This is a genomic window from Pseudoalteromonas sp. S2755, assembly GCF_005886535.1.
Lineage (GTDB): Bacteria > Pseudomonadota > Gammaproteobacteria > Enterobacterales > Alteromonadaceae > Pseudoalteromonas.
Window position 1 is genome coordinate 47,858 of sequence record NZ_PNDS01000046.1, and the last position, 17,030, is coordinate 64,887.

Consider the following 17,030-nt stretch of genomic DNA (forward strand, 5'->3'; position numbering starts at 1 on the left):
TACGCGTGAAAATTTATATATATAAACATAGTCGCGATATACAAATTCTCAAGCTATGCTGTAAAAAGTGTCTATCGTAAGGACTTGAGTAACGTTACATGTCAGACATTTTAATTGTTGACGATATGCCTGAAAACCTCCAAGTATTGCAGCTCATACTAAGAAAGGAAGGATACAAAGTATTGGCGGCTCGAGGGGGGGACATTGCCTTAGGTATCGTTAAAAAGCATCAGCCTGAATTAATTATTACCGATATAAAAATGCCAAATATGTCGGGGATTGAACTATGTAAAGAGCTTAAGTCCGACAATTCGACGGCGGCCATTCCAGTTATTTTTGTAAGTGCTTATGAAGACAGCGAGAGCTTGGTACAGGCATTCGAGGTCGGTGGTGTTGATTACATCACTAAACCCTATAAACCCGCTGAAATCATAGCCAGAGTAAACACCCAATTTAAGTTAATTGAAGCGCAAAAGTTAGCGGTAAAACAGCAACTATCTAAAGCCATAAACCAAATGGTGATTGGGATTGCACACGAAATCAATACCCCACTTGGTACCAGTATTACATCCAACACCTTTTTAGAAGGCGTGATGCAAGAGCTACAAAGTGCACTTACCGCAGGTACGCTTACGCAGGATGGGTTGGTAGCGGGATTTGAGCAGATCAAAGATAGTAGTGCGCTTTGTAGTCGTAATCTAGAGAAAGTGGCTAAGTTTGTCAGCTTATTAAAATCGGTCTCTCAGTCTGAGCGAGATAGCAGCTGTGCCGACGTTAAATTACAAGAAATAGAAACAAGACTGAAAAAAGATTTTTCAAAGCAAGACGTACAGATCCAGTTTGTTGGTAACACGACAACAGAGGTTTACGTGGATGGACAAGCTCTGGTTGAGGTATTGAGCAACTTAGTTGAGAACTCCATTGCGCATGCTTGGATTGACCATGATCACCTTGCTACAATCACCTTTACGCACTCGGATAATAATTTACATGTTAATTATACTGACCATGGAGTAGGGCTTAGAGGAATTAGTACACAAGAGTTATTAAAACCATTTGTGACGACAAAAAGAGGTAATGCAGGTCATGTTGGGTTAAGCGCAAATTTAACTGCCAACTTGGTTTCAGGGGCACTCAATGGAGAGTTTAGCGTGAAAAATACACCGCAAGGATTGGAGTGGGATATCCAAATACCGATAGATGCGCCCGATAACACTTGATCTGCATCAAAAGTCTCAGGTCCTATATATAAAAGCGGACATAAGTCCTTATATGATTTGTCCTAATTCAATAAGCTCGCTCGCTGTTAAAACGTAATCTTTAAAAAGTACTCTGCTAAGCATGTAATTAGCTACACTTTTTGAAGAATTATCGACAACACGATCGTATAAGGGCTTTTTAGCCTTTGCTGTTGCTGTTTTGAGCGAGACTTGTTAGACACAAGTTTATCTTTTAAAACAACCCCCTAGGTTAACAGACCCGATAACATACGCCTTACCTTCTACTAGGTACGCAGTGTTGAGATGACACGGGAAGTGCGTTATTTACCCCAATGTGCAATTGAGTAAATAACCATGAATTACTAATAATTTTGGTGGAACCATTATGCAACAGTTACCTACCGTAGACTATCAATCGCCAAATGCTGCGAAAGAGTTTGTAGAATCTTTAAGAAACACAGGCTTCGGTGTACTAAAAAATCACCCAATCCCACAAGAGTTAGTTGAGTCAATCTACAAACATTGGCAAGAATTTTTTAATTCAGAAGAAAAACACGAGTTCCTTTTCAATAAAGAAACCCAAGATGGTTACTTCCCACCAGAAGTATCCGAGGTTGCGAAAGGTTTTACAGTAAAAGACATCAAAGAGTATTTTCATGTTTACCCAAAAGGGCGTGTACCGGCTCAATTAGACGAAGAAATTCGTGAATATTATCGTTTAGCGAGCGAGTTTGCTCAAGAATTGCTAAGCTGGGTTCAAGCTGAAGCGCCTGCAGATGTGAGAGCTAGATTCTCTATTGACCTTAAAGATATGATCAAAGAATCAGAGCAGACATTACTGCGTATTCTTCATTACCCACCAATGACAGGTGATGAAGAACCAGGTGCAATTCGCGCCGCAGCTCATGGTGATATCAATCTACTTACTGTATTGCCAGCGGCAAATGAGCCTGGCCTGCAAGTGCAAAGACAAGATGGTAGTTGGTTAGATGTACCATGCGACTTTGGTTCGTTGATTATTAACATTGGTGACATGCTACAAGAGGCGTCGGGTGGTTACTTCCCATCGACAATTCACCGTGTGATTAATCCTACAGGCAAAGCGTCGACGAAATCTCGTATTTCATTGCCGCTATTCTTACATCCAAGACCAGATGTTGTGTTGTCAGAGCGTTACACTGCAGATAGCTATTTGCAAGAGCGCTTGAGAGAACTTGGAGTTAAGTAGTCTGCGAATAACCTGAACAATAAGGTTAAATCCATAAAGCGACTTGATGTAAGATTGAGTCGCTTTTTTATTATGTGCCTAACAATCCCTGATCTCTGTTAGTCCTTGTAATTTGGAGATTATTGCAATTTTTCACTGACAATCCTCACAAACTGTGCAATATTAGTTTTTTTCAAAATGAAGAAATTTCTTGAAAAATTTAATGACAACGCTGTCATTTGTTGTGTAACATCAATTCAACATGAATGAAAAACCGTGTCTAACGAAAACAATAACGCGGTCTAATCCAGAACAAAGTAGGGGTCTTTACATGATGGCTAAACAGGTTAACCAAGACCAACTATACATCGGCGTCGATGGTGGTGGAACAAAATGCCGCGCTACAATTTATTCTCTTCAACATGGCGTTTTGGGTACGGGTCTAGGCGGTCCTGCGAACCCCTTACATGGCTTAGAGCGCACACTTGAATCCATTATGGTGTCGACACAAATGGCGTTACAAGACGCAGGTCTTCGTGTTGAGCAAGTACATGAGCTAAATGCAGGTCTTGGCCTTGCAGGTGTTAACCTACCCGCGCTCTATGACAAGATCATGCAGTGGGAGCATCCCTTTAAACAAATGTTCCTTACCACAGACTTACACACCGCGTGTATTGGTGCGCATGAAGGTAGCGATGGTGCAGTAATTATTACGGGTACCGGCTCCTGTGGTTTTGCGTTAGTTGACGGTAAAACAGTGAACTATGGTGGTCATGGCTTTGCTCAAGGCGATATGGGCAGTGGCGCATGGATGGGGTTAGAGGCGGTAAAAGCTGCGTTACTCGATCTTGATGGCCTTGGCGAAAAAACGTCATTGAGCCAAGTATTGCTAGAGCACTTCAGTGCGAAAGGGGCAATGGGTATTGCAGAGCAAATGGCGGGGCAGCCATCTAGTGGTTATGCGAAGCTGGCTCGTTATGTATTAGAACAAGCCAAGCTGAATGATGAAATGGCCCTTTCTATCGTAAAGTCGGGTGCGGAATATATTAGTCGTTTAGCAAAGCGTTTACTTGAATTAAACCCGCCTAGACTCTCTATGATCGGCGGATTATCAGAGCCGCTACAACCTTGGCTCGACCCAGAAGTTGCAAAGCAAGTCCAATTACCGAAACAACCTCCTGAAATGGGGGCAATTTACTTTGCAATTCAAAGTGCAGGTCAAGAATTAAAAAAGGCGAACTAATGACGACTCAATGTTATTTTGCTCCAGAATTTTTTGATGGTGAAAGTTTTAGAAAAGACGTTTATTTCGAAGTAAACAACGGCCAAATTGGTTATATTAATGAGTCGCAAGCGACCAATGTATCTAAGTTATCGGGACTAGTTGCATCAGGTTTTATTGACGTACAAGTTAATGGTGGTGGCGGTGCATTTTTTAACGCCGAGCAATCCACTGAATGCTTGGCGACTATGGTTAAAGCACATGGCCAATTTGGTTCCACGGGACTAATGCCAACCCTTATCACTGACAGAATTGAAGTAATGCAACAAGCGGCAGCCGCAACAGCAGCAGCTATAGCAGCTAATCAGTCAGGGGTGCTAGGGATCCACTTTGAGGGCCCACACTTATCTCACCCTAAAAAGGGTACGCATAGCGAAAAGTTCATCAGACCAATCTCAGAGCAAGAGTTTGCGGTATACGCGCGTCAAGACTTAGGTATCAAAATGGTGACTTTAGCACCTGAAACCGTGCCACTTAGCGATATAGAACGCTTGATTTCACTGGGTGTGAAAGTGTGTATCGGTCATTCAAACGCGGACTATGACACCGCTAACGCTGCACTCAATGTTGGCGTGGATGGCTTTACTCACCTATTTAATGCAATGTCTGCGTTTACTTCCCGTGAGCCGGGCGTTGTCGGTGCTGCGCTTTGGAATGACAATAGCTGGTGTGGTTTGATTGTTGATGGCCACCATGTTCATCCATTGTCGGCGCAACTTGCGATTCGTACTAAGCAGCGTGGCAAAATGATGCTAGTGACAGATGCCATGCCTCCGGTTGGGACAGATGATACGGAGTTTGACTTTTTTGACGGCAGAAAAGTTATTCGTACCGGTGATCGGTTAAATTCAACAACCGGTGAGCTTGCAGGTAGTGTATTGGATATGGCAAGTGCGGTGCGAAACACTGTCAATACGCTTAACGTGAGCTTAGCGGAAAGCTTGCGCATGGCCTCTCTTTACCCTGCGCAATATCTTGGCCTGTCTCAAAAGGGGCATCTAAGATCGGGTGCTGATGCTGATTTCGTGGTGCTCGACAGCGATTTGATTGTGACACAAACCTATATTGGTGGTCAGTTGCTGTAACTGATTTGCAATCGAGTAGTGGACGGAAACGGCCGCTTAAGTTTCCCTGATAAAACCCCGCAGCAGTACCGCGGGGCTTTGTTTTTTAAGCTTAGCCGGTATTTGGTTAAGCATGGGTGGATTGACGACTCAGGAAGTTATTGTCGTGTGCGTTATTATGCAGTCGCGATTGCAACGCGCATCAAAACTCACCTTGAGGCAAATGGATTTGCTTGTTCGAGCGATCCATAGTTAATGTTTTCACGCGGATAAATAGCAATGACAACGAATAATACGGCAAAGCGACTTGCATCTTTAGATGCCTTACGCGGCATGGATATGTTCTGGATCTTAGGTGGCCAATCTATTTTTGCGGCGCTGTTTGTACTAACTGGGTGGCAAGGGTGGAAGGCTTTTGAAGCGCACACGCTGCACAGCCCTTGGCATGGCTTCACTTTTTATGATCTTATCTTTCCACTTTTTATCTTTTTATCGGGTGTGGCGATGGGCTTGTCGCCTAAACGTATCGACCACCTGCCCTTTAATGAACGTAAACCGTTTTATCTCAAAGCACTGAAGCGCCTTTTGTTACTGTGTGCCTTTGGCGTGTTATACAACCATGGTTGGGGAACTGGGATCCCAATGGATCCTGACGGTGTTCGCTACGCCAGTGTATTAGGTCGCATTGCGTTTGCTTGGTTCTTTTGTGCTTTGCTGGTTTGGCATACGAGTTTGCGAACCTTGGCATGTGTGGGTGTAGGCATATTGATATTTTATTGGTTATTGCTTTGCTTTATCCCAGTTCCCGGAGGGCAAGCGGGGGACTTAAGTGCGAATGGTGTTGGTAGTTGGAATGCGTTCATTGATACGTATTTACTACCAGGGATCAGTTATCAAAACCGTCCTGTTGACCCAGAAGGTGTGCTGTCAAGCTTACCTGCCATTGTAAACGCTATCGCAGGTGTGTTTGCTGGTCGCGCGATTGCCAATGCCCAAACGCAAGGAGAGTGGAAAACCGTTGGTATTTTGGCAGGCACAGGTGTACTCGTCTTAGCACTAGGTTGGTTTTGGGACATGCAATTTCCAGTTAATAAAGAATTGTGGACAAGCTCATTTGTGCTAGTAACCGTCGGTTGGAGTGCAATTCTACTTGCGGTATTTTACGCGATAGTAGATGTACTCAGCTTTCAACGTTGGGCGTATCCATTTGTTATTATAGGAGCCAACTCCATTATTATTTATTTGGCGTCAAGCATAGTGAATTGGACCTTTATTAGTAAAAGTGTATTTGGTGGCGTGATTGCCGCCGTGCCAACAGCGTGGCAGCCGTTAATTGCTGTTTTTGCGCTATTGGCGGTACAGCTTTTAGTGCTGCATTGGATGTATAAACGTCGTATTTTTGTAAGTGTGTAATATTCACAAGCCTCCTTTCAAAAAGCCCACCGTTGTGGGCTTTTTAACACCTTTCGATTGCATAGAGTAAAAAATATCCATATTTTTTTTCACTTTTGCTTTACAAGCGAATTATTTCTGATAATAATGACAGCGTTGTCATAATGGTAATAACCTAATGTTGTGTATCCCAATTAGGTTCGATCTGACCTTGCTTTGATTGCACGCGAGGCAAGGCTCAGATCCCATTTTATTCTAATCATCTCAACATGTGGTTAATCGTATGCAAGTAGTCATTTTAAAAGACGCTGCCGAAGTGGCAGCATATGGTGCAGACATTTTTACAACGCAATTAAAGCGTAAAGCTAACTCTGTGTTGGGATTAGCGACGGGTTCAACACCGGTCGCTTTGTATCAAGAATTAATTAAGCGTAACCAAGCGAACGAAATCAGTTTTGCTGAAGTTACCAGCTTCAACCTAGATGAATATTTAGGCTTAGATGGCTCGCACCCACAAAGTTATCGTTACTTTATGCAGCAGCAGCTGTTTGACCATATCAACATTGATAAAAGTAACACGCACGTACCACCGGGGGATGCAAAAAATCCAATTACGGCGTGCGGCGAGTATGAAGCGCGTATTAAATCTGCTGGTGGTATTGATGTACAACTATTAGGCATTGGCAGAAATGGCCATATAGGCTTTAACGAGCCATCTTCTGGCTTAACGTCACGCACTCGGGTTAAAACCCTAACGAAAGCGACGATTGATGATAATGCTCGTTTTTTTAAAGCTGATGAGTACCAACCTCACTTGTCAATCACAATGGGTATTGGCACGATTTTAGACGCTAAAAAAGTCGTGTTATTAGCGACGGGTGAAAACAAAGCCGATGCTGTTGTTGCTATGGTGGAAGGCCCGTTAACTGCGGCGTGTCCTGCTTCGGCACTACAAATGCATCGTGATGCTGTAATCGTCATCGATGAAGCTGCGGCATCTAAGCTAAAAGATATTGAATTCTATAAGCATATTGAAAACGAAAATCAAAAGCTGTTGGACTATCTTGCCTCTCTGTAGTGTGAAATCACACTGTAGTTTTCAAAAGCCCATTTATGGGCTTTTTTTTTGCCTGTACCTTTGTGCTATGGTAGTTTTAAGGTCTCGCCGAGGTGGATAAAATGTTCCAGAACACGAAGGAATAGGGGCTTGCTGTATTACACTCAAATGACGTTGGACAGAGCATCTAACGAAAGAAAAGATCAAAACTGGTTATTATCTCAAATGGGTGACAATAGTCGCTGGTTATTAATTCAAGACGACGCTAATTTAGTGCGTGCCCGAGATGATGAATTACATTATCTTTCTCGAACAGAAGTCGCTGATTTAGCACTTCAAGATGCGATATTCTTAGGTCGTGACGAAGCGCACAGCTATTTTGCGCTTGACGTCTCTAAACAACGAGACAAGCTCTCTTTTATTGACTCCGAGTCAGAATTCATCGACATGCGCCAAGTGGGTCGTAACTTACCAAAGCAACAAGGCTCAATTGGTGTGCTTGCACGAGGCTTATGTTACTGGCATAAAACCCATTGTTTTTGTGGACGTTGTGGGCAACCCAATAAAATGGTTGAAGCAGGCCATGCAAGACGTTGTGTTAACCCTGAATGCCGCCATATGACGTTTCCACGCACCGATCCCGCCGTTATCATGCTTGTCACTCATGTTTTCCCTGATGGCGTTGAACGCTGCTTGTTGGGCCGTCAGGCAATTTGGCCAGAAGGTGTATTTTCGACGCTGGCTGGATTTGTTGACCCCGGCGAGTCGTTAGAGCAAGCCGTGATAAGGGAAGTGATGGAAGAGGCGGGTGTTGAAGCATACGACGCCACTTATATTGCCTCACAGCCTTGGCCGTTCCCGTCTTCACTTATGCTTGGATTTATCGCGAAGGCGAAAACCACAGAGATTTTTGTCGAGCAAGATGAGCTTGAGCAAGCTAAATGGTTTTCACGGGCGGAGCTTAATACATTTTCAGAGTGGGGCGATACAAAGCCCGGCTATAAACTCACCAGAGAAGACTCTATCTCCAGATATTTAGTTGAATACTGGCGTGCACAATCAGAAGAGTAATTATGAAAAAGCATACTAAAATCGTTGCTGCTGGAAGAAAAGCAGAATATACCAAAGGGGTAGTAAACCCAGTTGTTCAGCGCGCCTCTACCGTGGTTTTTGAGAGCGTTGCCGAAATGCAAGAAGCGATAAAAGGCCGTGGACATCGTACCCTGTTTTATGGCCGCCGTGGCACCAATACCCATTTCGCCTTGCAAGATGCCATTACTGAGCTTGAAAATGGTGCGGGTTGCGCCTTGTATCCGTCTGGTGCTGCTGCTATCGCACAGTCACTACTGTCATTTTTAAAAGCAGGCGATCACTTGCTGATGGTGGATACTGCCTATGAACCAACCAGAGATTTGTGCGATAAGCTGTTAAAAGGCTATGGTATCGAAACCACTTATTATGACCCTATGGTTGGCGCTGGTATTGACGCGTTAATTCAAGACAATACCAAAGTGTTGTTCTTAGAGTCCCCTGGTTCTATCACCATGGAAGTTCAAGATGTGCCAGCGATGGTTGAAGTTGCAAAGCGCCGTGGCGTTATCACTATGCTTGATAATACGTGGGGTAATGGCTGGCAGTTTCGTCCGCTCGATCATGGTGTTGATATCAGCGTTCAAGCCGCAACCAAGTATATTGTTGGGCATTCGGATGTCATGATGGGGGTTGCCGTTGCAAATGAGCGCTATTGGCCTGAGCTTAGAGAGCACTCGTATTTACTTGGTCAATGTACCTCTGCAGATGATGCCTATTTAGCACTACGTGGGTTACGTACTATGCCTGCGAGGTTAAAACAGCACGAGCAGTCGGCAATGACGGTGGCGAAATGGCTCGAAACGCATCCGCTCGTGGACCACGTTAGGCATCCCGCTTTTGAGACTTGCCCAGGCCATGAATTCTTCAAGCGAGACTTTGATGGCAGTAATGGTTTATTTTCAATCGTAATGAAAGAAGGTAGCCAAAAGGCGATTAACCGCTTCTTAGATGCTTTATCCCATTTTAAAATGGGTTTCTCATGGGGCGGCTATGAAAGTTTAGTTACAGCCAATAAAACCATGGAGCATTTGCGATCAACCACAGGTTGGGCATTGGGCCCCGTGATCCGCCTTCACATCGGTCTTGAAGACGTAGAAGACTTGATAGAAGATTTAGAACACGCACTTAAGGTTTACGAACAAAACCTCGGTAAATCTTAAAGCTTCGGTTCGACTTAGCGGAATTGGGTGCTTCATTTTAAGTGAGGTACCTCGGACTTATCTACACTGCTATCAAGGCCGCATGGTTTTCATCATCTTGACCCAAATAGTTTTGCAAAACTTGGAGGCACAAGTCATATAAAGCTAGTTTTATGGCGTTGAAAGGAGTAACTTTATTTACGTATTTTTGCCAGCTTTACATAAAATAATACATAGGAAGTTTCAAGGAGAATTATATGATGGAAGTAATGTGGAGTAGTATCAGCGTCATAAGTGCGCTTGTTTACATAGGTTTTATTTTTTTATGTATACCAATTCCCCTCTTTATTTACCTTATTTCAAAAAGAGTCAAAGAAATGAGAGATTTAGCAGTGGAATCAAGAATGGAAATTAAAGAGATCAATGCCAGTTTGAAGTACTTTAAGCGTAAGTACAGGGAATCTATAGAGGAAGGTAATATTTAAGACTTACGTCACAAGAGTATTGCAACCCAAATTCAAGGAAAAGTGATGAAATTAAATTTATTGATTATGTTACCGATAATCTCACTAAGCGCTTGTGTAGTAATGCCTGTTCAAGATACTGCTCATACCAACAAGTGCGAGATTTCATCGGATAGAAAAACCCTAAAGATAGTCGATGTTGCAGATGAAACCAATACGTATTATTCCGTGAGTGGAATTATGTTAACGCCGATACTCGTTCCTACTACTGCTATTATTTCGGGAACTTATGTGCTGGCAAATAATGCCTATCGTCTTGGGGAAGAGACGATAAAATGCGAGAATAAATCTTAAAACTAACTACAAACTTATTTAATTGTTGTGTAACTCCACCCAATTTAGTTCAGCTATTTCGTAGAATTCGGATCAAGCCAAGGCTTGATCCGACTTTCGCTTAGTGTTGTGGCTGTGGTGGGAAGTTAGCCAGCAACTCCGAAATGGTTTTGTTGATTGACGCTGTTCTTTGCTCAGGTGATTGGTTGCTACGCAAGCGGCCTTCTTTTGCACCGCGCCAAACTAGCTGGTTAGACGCTTTGTCTATCATATCGAGTACTAGCGTGCCCACTTCATATTCACGTGTTGTGGTCTGTGTTTGCCAACCAATACCCCAGTAGTTCCAACGCGCACCATAAGTGGTGTGAAGCGAGTCAGATTCAATTTTTGTATCAACTGATGCGTGATAGTTAACCAGTAAGTCGGCCGATTGCGGATCGGTGAGGGTGAAACCTTGTTTGCTCATTTCGTTTTGAATTGCACTGCGGATCCGCTTTTCCATTAAGTCATTGACTTGGTATTCACGACCATTATTTTTTAGGTCCGCTTCGGGTGACCAAGCATAGGTTTTGTAGTTAGCGAATTGTACAGACTTATCATAATCCCAATCAGGGGTTTTGGCGCAGGCCGCTAACATCAGCACCAAAGTGGCGATAACAATATTCTTAAACATGTGTCTTTACTCCTTAGTCGGATGTTTGCTCTACCTTAACGTGTTAAGGCGTTAAATGGTAGAGACAAGCATCCTTTAATAATTGTATCTGAGACATTAACTTGAGATTAATGTTCCACTTCAATCCAGTCTTTTTCATCCACCCAGTTTTGGCTACCTTGTGCAACACTGCGGATCGGCACCAAGTAGTCACAGCTGATCTGTGGTTTCACCGATGCAAAAATTGGCACAAACCCAAAGCTTAGTGCGGTTTCGATAATAGCCTTTTGGTTTTGTGGGTCGATATCCGCAGCTTCATCGATGTAAATCGGGATACGATACATTGCTTGCTCTTGATCAGATAGCAGATAGCGGATAAATAGCATGCCACATAAAAGCTTGATAGTGATCCGCGTACCGTTAGAGCCAGCCGAGTCAATTTTATCAAAGTGCTCAGTGTCACCTGCGCGGTTGACCACTTCAAAGCGAATGTCGAAGAGATCGGTTAACGTCAATCCCGCTTTATCACTTGCTAGTTTGATGATGTGATCTTTCGCCTCATTAACAGACTTTTCTGAGCTAGGCTGCTCGCTCAGTAAGTCTAAGCTTTCGCCTTTTTCATATAAATCTGAAGTGCTGATAATGGTATCTATGCTATCAACTAGCATTTTACGAGGGATGACATTGATTTTGAATGCCTGCAAGTTAGAGATACGATGCTGGCTTATGCCTTTGTTAAAGCTGTTCATCTCTCGGCGTAAGCGGTCTAAGTCTTGACGCAGTCCTTTAATGGTTGCGGCCACTTCAGTGAGCGCCACTCGTGCTTGTTTATCGACGGCATCTCGTTCGTTATCCAAGTTGTGATACGCGCTGATCAGCTTTTGATACTTAATAGTAACGTCTGACTCGTTTTCAAACTTAGTGATCCCAGCATTGTAGATATGCAAGTAGGTATTACGCACATTAACGTCTAAGTTTCTAAGCTCATTACAATCTTTATTAAATTGGTGGACCACTTCTGAGAGGTTATCAAAATCTAGGTTAATGTCGATTTCGTATGGTGCCAGCTTACCCGAATATAGGTCTAGTGTGTGGTCGATACGTTCTGACTTCACTTGCTTTAGGCGGTCGGCTTGGCGCACCAACAAGTCTTGCTTGCTTTTAATGATAGAGCGGCGGTCTGAAATTGAACCAGCATTACGTTGAATATCATGTAAATATTCATCAACTTGCTCTCGTTCCATTTCTAGTTGCTCTTTTAGTGCTTGTTGAGCATCGACCGATTGCAACATGGTTTGATATTGCTCAAAGCGTTTCATGGCCGCTTCTGTTGCCATGAGTTCATCATAAAGCGCATCACGTTCTTTTTGCTTTTCAGCGACATTTGCAGCTACTTCACGCTGCTGCTTTAAGTCGTTAAGCGACTGTTGTAGTGACTCCAGCTGTGCTTGCAATTGGGCTTTGTTCTCACCGCTTTGCATTTGTACTGGACTTAGTTTTTTCAACTTAACGGTAGCGCCAGGTACTTTAAGCTCACCGCCTTGAACTGACTTAGATAGCGACTCTAAAAATGCGCCAAAGGCATCCTCGTCGGTGATATCAATTTCACCTTGAGAAGTGGTTGAAAACGATAACAAATCTGGGTTCAAGATCCGTGAGATCTCTTCCACTTCTTTTAAAGAAAGATCTTCACGCATACGAGTAAACAGGTTGAACTCAAGGTTCTTGAGTTGCAGTTTTAAACTCTTAATCTGCTTTTGTGTTTCGTTGATGCGAAAATCAAGGGTATGGAGACTTTGCCCCTGTGCACTATTAATAGAGAAGGAAAGTTGCTCATATTCCTTTTTCAACAGCGTTAAATTGGTTTTAAGCGTTGCATGATTAGTTAGTTCAAATTCACGTTTTAACGCGTGGAAATCGGTAAACCATTGCTCTATTTGGGTTTGTTTACGCTCGATATCACGAGACTGCTGAACATATAGTTGCTGTTTAGACTCAAATTCGCGCTTTTCGGCTTCTATGTCTTCTAGCTGTGTTGCTAATTCTGCAATTTGCTCGTTATGATAGTTATCATATTCGACCAAAGCTAAATCGAGTTTCGGGGCGTAAGCCGCCAATTTACCTTTTAATACCGCTTCATTTTCAAGCATTTTCTCAAGGGCTGAAATTGGCTCTTGCATCGACTCCAGCGCATTTAGCTCACGGCGAGCGCGGTTGACCTTATCAAAAGCGCGACGCCAGACTTCATAAAAGTCGACTTTCGAGTTCGACATATGACGTTCAAACACTTTGAGCATAAAGCGCTTTACGTCTTGCGCGCCGAGTTTATGCAGATTCAGAATACGGCGGAATATTTCTTTATATACAGGCGCATCTTGGACATTATTCAGTGGGATCATCTTCAGGTTGATATCACCATCAAATGGGGTGGCGCCACCTGTGAGTAGGGCATTAAGCTCTTGTGCTTTTAGCTCTACAGGCTTAAGTTGTTTTTCCTGTAAGTGATTAAATAGCTTAGTGTACTTGATGATACTTTTCCCTTCGGTGTAATCATCAAGATTGAGTTTGCCTTGATAGCAAAAAAACTGATGCGCGTAACCGGCGATTTTACCCAGTCCCGCAACGCCAATGACCACATCGCCGTGGGGGAGGTTGGCTTCAAGCAAAATATAGGATTGATCAGAAGAGAAGTAGAACTTACGCGTTTCTTCTAAATCGTGACCATCCCATTCAGTCAGTCTTAAATCGTTGATAAGTGGAAACTGCAGCGCATTGATCACTGAGCTTTTACCGGTGTTATTCGGAGCGCAGATTGACGCGCTTTTATCCAGAGGAATGACACACTTAGCGTATCCGGCGGTATTTAATAACGCTAGTTTACTTAAGCCGTACAACTGCTCGCTCATAGCTCGTCCTCAATATCATATTGTTCTTCGTTTACTTCCATTAGCGCGTCAATGTAGCGATAAATCGGTGCAAGTAGCATAAAGCCTTGTTCAACCTCACGGGCTAGACCCAATCTCACCATACGTAAAAACACGTCTTTTCTGAGATCTGAGCCCGAAAAAATCTCCAACTGGTCAAAAAGATGCTTATTGAGCTGCACTATGGTTTGCATTAGCTCTAAATCGCAGCTTTCATCAAATAGTACGCGAAGCGGATCTTTACCTTGGTTGGCATAGTGCTCAATCAAAATATAAATGGTTAAGGCAATCGCGCGGGAAATTTTCCCCATATTTGGCGTACTTTCATCGCTTGCCAAATAATAAAAGCCACGGGCATCGTGCTGTAAGTCATGGCCTAAAGCTGAAAATAGCGCTTGATAGCTATCAATTTGCTGATCTAATTCTTGCCAAAGGGTCGTGTCTTGCTCACTGATATGATACCCGCTCACCAGTTTTTTATTGATGGCTTGGAGCTCGTTGAGCATATCTAAGTTAATTGTCGTCATAATGCTAATCTTGTTTTGCTTTGGCACTAAATGGATATAAAGAGAAGGTATGCGATGCGATAGTGATCTTACTCTTTTGTTGCTCTTGGCTAAGTGCCAAGTCAGATTCGTTGATCAGCTTTTGATAGAGAAACAGCATTTCGTCTGCTTCAAGATCTGGGTAGCTATCGCTTAAAAAGCCCAATAGTGCCTGGCGCTTTTTACCGGTTTGTTGAAATCTCGTTTTTACCGAGTTGTAATCTGGAATGTAAGGGCTTTGATAAGCTGGTACATCGTCTTGATCGGGCAGCTGATATTCTTCATGTTCAAACTCAACGAGACTTGCCATATAAGCGACCATGTGACGCTTTTGCCCAAGGTTAAAACGTTGAATGTCTGACACAAATTCTGGTTGAACTGGTGAAAGTAGTCGGTCAACGCCGCGTTTTCTAATTTGTCCAAGGACTTTGGAGGCTTGCCGTGTAATGAGTGTATTACGGCGCAGTTCTTCTCGTAACGGCATAAGGAGATCGGCACTACGGCTTAAGCTTTCTCTACCAATGAGGTGCATATCTAAAATACGTGTTCTGAGCTGCTCCAGCATACGTTTGTCTGCAGCGCCACGGCCTAATTGTTCAATCTCATCAATTTGCTCACTGACCTGAAGCTCTATTTGATCAAAGCAACGCTGGAAAGGGCCATGAATATCGACCATTTCCAGCATAGGTTCGATATATTCTTCAAACGCTTCCAATACCGCTTTATATCTCATGCCAAGAGACAGCGTTGAAGTATCCGATTTAGCTTGCTCTACTAGGTTCATGATAGCACTTTCGTTATGTTCGAACAGCTTAACAATTTTACGAACGCGTTCGTCCATAATGCGGCTAAAGCGGCGTAGCTCAGAGTAGTCAGCCTCTTCACCGGCTTGTGCGATGCGATTACCTAGTCTTTCTAAGTCTTTTACTAGCACCGTGATCTCTTCCGCTAAACCAAGGCTCTCTTCTTGCAAAAGGAAGCTGGCAAAGTCAGCGATTGAACGGTTGATCTCTAACTGTGAGGACTTAGCTAAAGGAATAATAATTTCTTGCTGGAGTAGTCGATTGGTTTCTTTATAAATTCGTTCACTCGACCAGCTTGGGTTTTTCTGTTTTAGGATGTTTTGTACATCTTTTAGGCTGAAATCTGCGAGCTTAAATCGTTTAAAAAGTAGCTCCAACACATTCCAGTGCTCGTTTATCGTATTTAATAATTTTTTAGCTGGGATCATAACTTTCCAAGGTGTAGTAGCTAGGCTACATCACAACTTCATCAATTTGTCACAAAATGTTTATCGTACGTAGCATGGGGACTGTGATGGTGCTAGAATCCGCCGCGAAAACGAACCCACCCCTTGTTACATTTAATTACAGGTTGTTTACGCATTATGGTCACGTCCATTATTCTAACCCTGATCGCCATCGCTTTTATACTCATCGTTATAGAAGATATTATTCACGTAAACAAGGCCAAAACAACGCTTTTTTTTGGCACTTTATGTTGGATTATCGCCTTTATCTCTCCGATTCATGGCCAAAGCCCAGAAATTGTACAAATTGAGCTAGACCATAACATTTTGGAAATCGCGACTTTATGGCTGTTTTTAATGGCTGCCATGACGTTTGTGGCCTACTTGAACTCAAAAGGGTTTATCCAAAATATTGTTCATCGGATCATGCCAACCCATATTAGCGAACGCAAGCTAATGTTTTTGGTCGGTGCTTTTGCATTCATATTTTCATCCATCTCGGATAATATTACTGCGACGCTTATTTCATTAGCTGTTGTCATGTCTTTGAAACTTGACCCGAAAAAGTTAATAAAATATGCGACGTTAATTATCTTTAGTGTCAATTCGGGCGGCGTATCATTGATCACCGGTGATGTAACCACCTTGATGATATTTTTGGCCGATAAAGTCACGATCCCAGACCTTTTATTGCTGATCATGCCGTCGATGTTGAGTGTATTTGTGTTGGCAGCCATGCTTTCTATTGGTATGAATGAAAAAATTACCTTTGAAAAAGCAGAATTACGCAGAATCGAAAAGACCGATATCACTATTGCACTCATCTTCTTGTCAACCATTTTTGCCACGTTATTCTTAAGCGTGCAATACCATGTACCGCCAATGCTAACTTTCTTATTTGGACTATCGTTGATGTTTTTGACTGCACAATTTTTAATGCGCAAGAAAGACGTTAACAAGAAAATCATCGACTATATCCGTGAAATTGAATACGACACGTTATTATTCTTTGTTGGTGTGCTGTTACTCGTTGGTGCATTGAAAGAGGTCGGTGTACTGTCTAAATTTACCGATTTGTACCTGCATCTTGCGCCGGAATACGCAAACTACTTGGTCGGTTTAATGAGCGCTGCAGTAGATAACGTGCCATTGACGGCGGCGTTATTAAAAGCAGATATAACGATGACACCAGGGCAGTGGCTTACCTTTACTTATGCCACTGGTGTTGGAGGTTCTATGCTTATCATTGGTTCTGCTGCGGGGATCATTGCAATGAGTAAGGTAAAAGCCTTAACCTTCTCAAGCTATCTTAAAATGAGTGTCTACCTGCTTGTCGCATACACCATTGGATATAGTGGCGCGTATTTCGCGGGCCAGCTTATTTAAGACAAATTGGCTTAATTCTTTACC

At 43.0% G+C, this 17,030-nt stretch carries 15 protein-coding genes; 11 read left to right on the top strand and 4 right to left on the bottom strand.

The window, feature by feature from the left end; all coding sequences use genetic code 11:
• Positions 1 to 98: 98 nt before the first annotated feature.
• The 10 genes from CWC03_RS09185 to CWC03_RS09230 all read left to right on the top strand — a co-directional run bounded on the left by CWC03_RS09185 (position 99) and on the right by CWC03_RS09230 (position 10,271).
• Positions 99 to 1,220: an ATP-binding response regulator gene (locus tag CWC03_RS09185; protein ID WP_138581612.1), complete on the top strand. Its 1,122-nt coding sequence runs from the start codon at positions 99 to 101 to the stop codon at positions 1,218 to 1,220.
• A 385-nt stretch (positions 1,221 to 1,605) separates the two neighbouring features.
• Entirely contained in the window at positions 1,606 to 2,448 is an 843-nt protein-coding gene (locus CWC03_RS09190) for an isopenicillin N synthase family dioxygenase (RefSeq protein WP_138581614.1), read from the top strand.
• 310 nt (positions 2,449 to 2,758) lie between these two features.
• Positions 2,759 to 3,670 (top strand): N-acetylglucosamine kinase, encoded by a 912-nt coding sequence (gene nagK, locus CWC03_RS09195; protein ID WP_138581616.1) that lies wholly within the window; start codon positions 2,759 to 2,761, stop codon positions 3,668 to 3,670.
• Positions 3,670 to 4,794 carry an N-acetylglucosamine-6-phosphate deacetylase gene (gene nagA / locus CWC03_RS09200; RefSeq protein ID WP_138581618.1) on the top strand — a complete coding sequence of 375 codons (1,125 nt, stop codon included), beginning with the start codon at positions 3,670 to 3,672 and terminating at the stop codon, positions 4,792 to 4,794. The genes nagK and nagA overlap by 1 nt, the downstream gene beginning before the upstream one ends.
• A gap of 258 nt (positions 4,795 to 5,052) precedes the next feature.
• Complete coding sequence (gene nagX, locus CWC03_RS09205; RefSeq protein ID WP_138581620.1) at positions 5,053 to 6,186, top strand: transmembrane glucosamine N-acetyltransferase NagX; 1,134 nt, start codon at positions 5,053 to 5,055, stop codon at positions 6,184 to 6,186.
• A 262-nt stretch (positions 6,187 to 6,448) separates the two neighbouring features.
• On the top strand, positions 6,449 to 7,243 hold the full coding sequence (gene nagB, locus CWC03_RS09210; protein WP_045988699.1) for a glucosamine-6-phosphate deaminase: 795 nt from the start codon (positions 6,449 to 6,451) through the stop codon (positions 7,241 to 7,243).
• 147 nt (positions 7,244 to 7,390) lie between these two features.
• On the top strand, positions 7,391 to 8,293 hold the full coding sequence (gene nudC, locus CWC03_RS09215; protein WP_138581719.1) for an NAD(+) diphosphatase: 903 nt from the start codon (positions 7,391 to 7,393) through the stop codon (positions 8,291 to 8,293).
• Between the two features lie 2 nt (positions 8,294 to 8,295).
• On the top strand, positions 8,296 to 9,474 hold the full coding sequence (locus CWC03_RS09220) for a cystathionine beta-lyase (RefSeq protein WP_138581622.1): 1,179 nt from the start codon (positions 8,296 to 8,298) through the stop codon (positions 9,472 to 9,474).
• Positions 9,475 to 9,710: 236 nt separating this feature from the next.
• On the top strand, positions 9,711 to 9,938 hold the full coding sequence (locus tag CWC03_RS09225; RefSeq protein ID WP_010378049.1) for a hypothetical protein: 228 nt from the start codon (positions 9,711 to 9,713) through the stop codon (positions 9,936 to 9,938).
• Positions 9,939 to 9,983: 45 nt separating this feature from the next.
• Entirely contained in the window at positions 9,984 to 10,271 is a 288-nt protein-coding gene (locus CWC03_RS09230) for a hypothetical protein (RefSeq protein ID WP_138581624.1), read from the top strand.
• A 100-nt stretch (positions 10,272 to 10,371) separates the two neighbouring features.
• Here the strand turns inward: CWC03_RS09230 and CWC03_RS09235 are convergent, their stop codons facing one another.
• The 4 genes from CWC03_RS09235 to CWC03_RS09250 form a co-directional block, all read right to left on the bottom strand.
• Positions 10,372 to 10,923 carry a DUF4136 domain-containing protein gene (locus tag CWC03_RS09235; RefSeq protein ID WP_138523300.1) on the bottom strand — a complete coding sequence of 184 codons (552 nt, stop codon included), beginning with the start codon at positions 10,921 to 10,923 and terminating at the stop codon, positions 10,372 to 10,374.
• Between the two features lie 107 nt (positions 10,924 to 11,030).
• On the bottom strand, positions 11,031 to 13,808 hold the full coding sequence (locus tag CWC03_RS09240) for an Mks condensin complex protein MksF (protein WP_138581626.1): 2,778 nt from the start codon (positions 13,806 to 13,808) through the stop codon (positions 11,031 to 11,033).
• Positions 13,805 to 14,353: a condensin complex protein MksE gene (locus CWC03_RS09245; RefSeq protein WP_010371906.1), complete on the bottom strand. Its 549-nt coding sequence runs from the start codon at positions 14,351 to 14,353 to the stop codon at positions 13,805 to 13,807. Before CWC03_RS09245 ends, CWC03_RS09240 begins: the two co-directional genes overlap by 4 nt.
• Before the next feature lie 4 nt (positions 14,354 to 14,357).
• Complete coding sequence (locus CWC03_RS09250) at positions 14,358 to 15,602, bottom strand: MksB family condensin complex protein (RefSeq protein WP_138581628.1); 1,245 nt, start codon at positions 15,600 to 15,602, stop codon at positions 14,358 to 14,360.
• Between the two features lie 156 nt (positions 15,603 to 15,758).
• Between CWC03_RS09250 and nhaD the strand changes: the two genes are divergently transcribed.
• Positions 15,759 to 17,006, top strand: coding sequence for a sodium:proton antiporter NhaD (gene nhaD / locus CWC03_RS09255; RefSeq protein WP_138581630.1), 1,248 nt, complete (start codon positions 15,759 to 15,761; stop codon positions 17,004 to 17,006).
• Positions 17,007 to 17,030 lie beyond the last annotated feature (24 nt).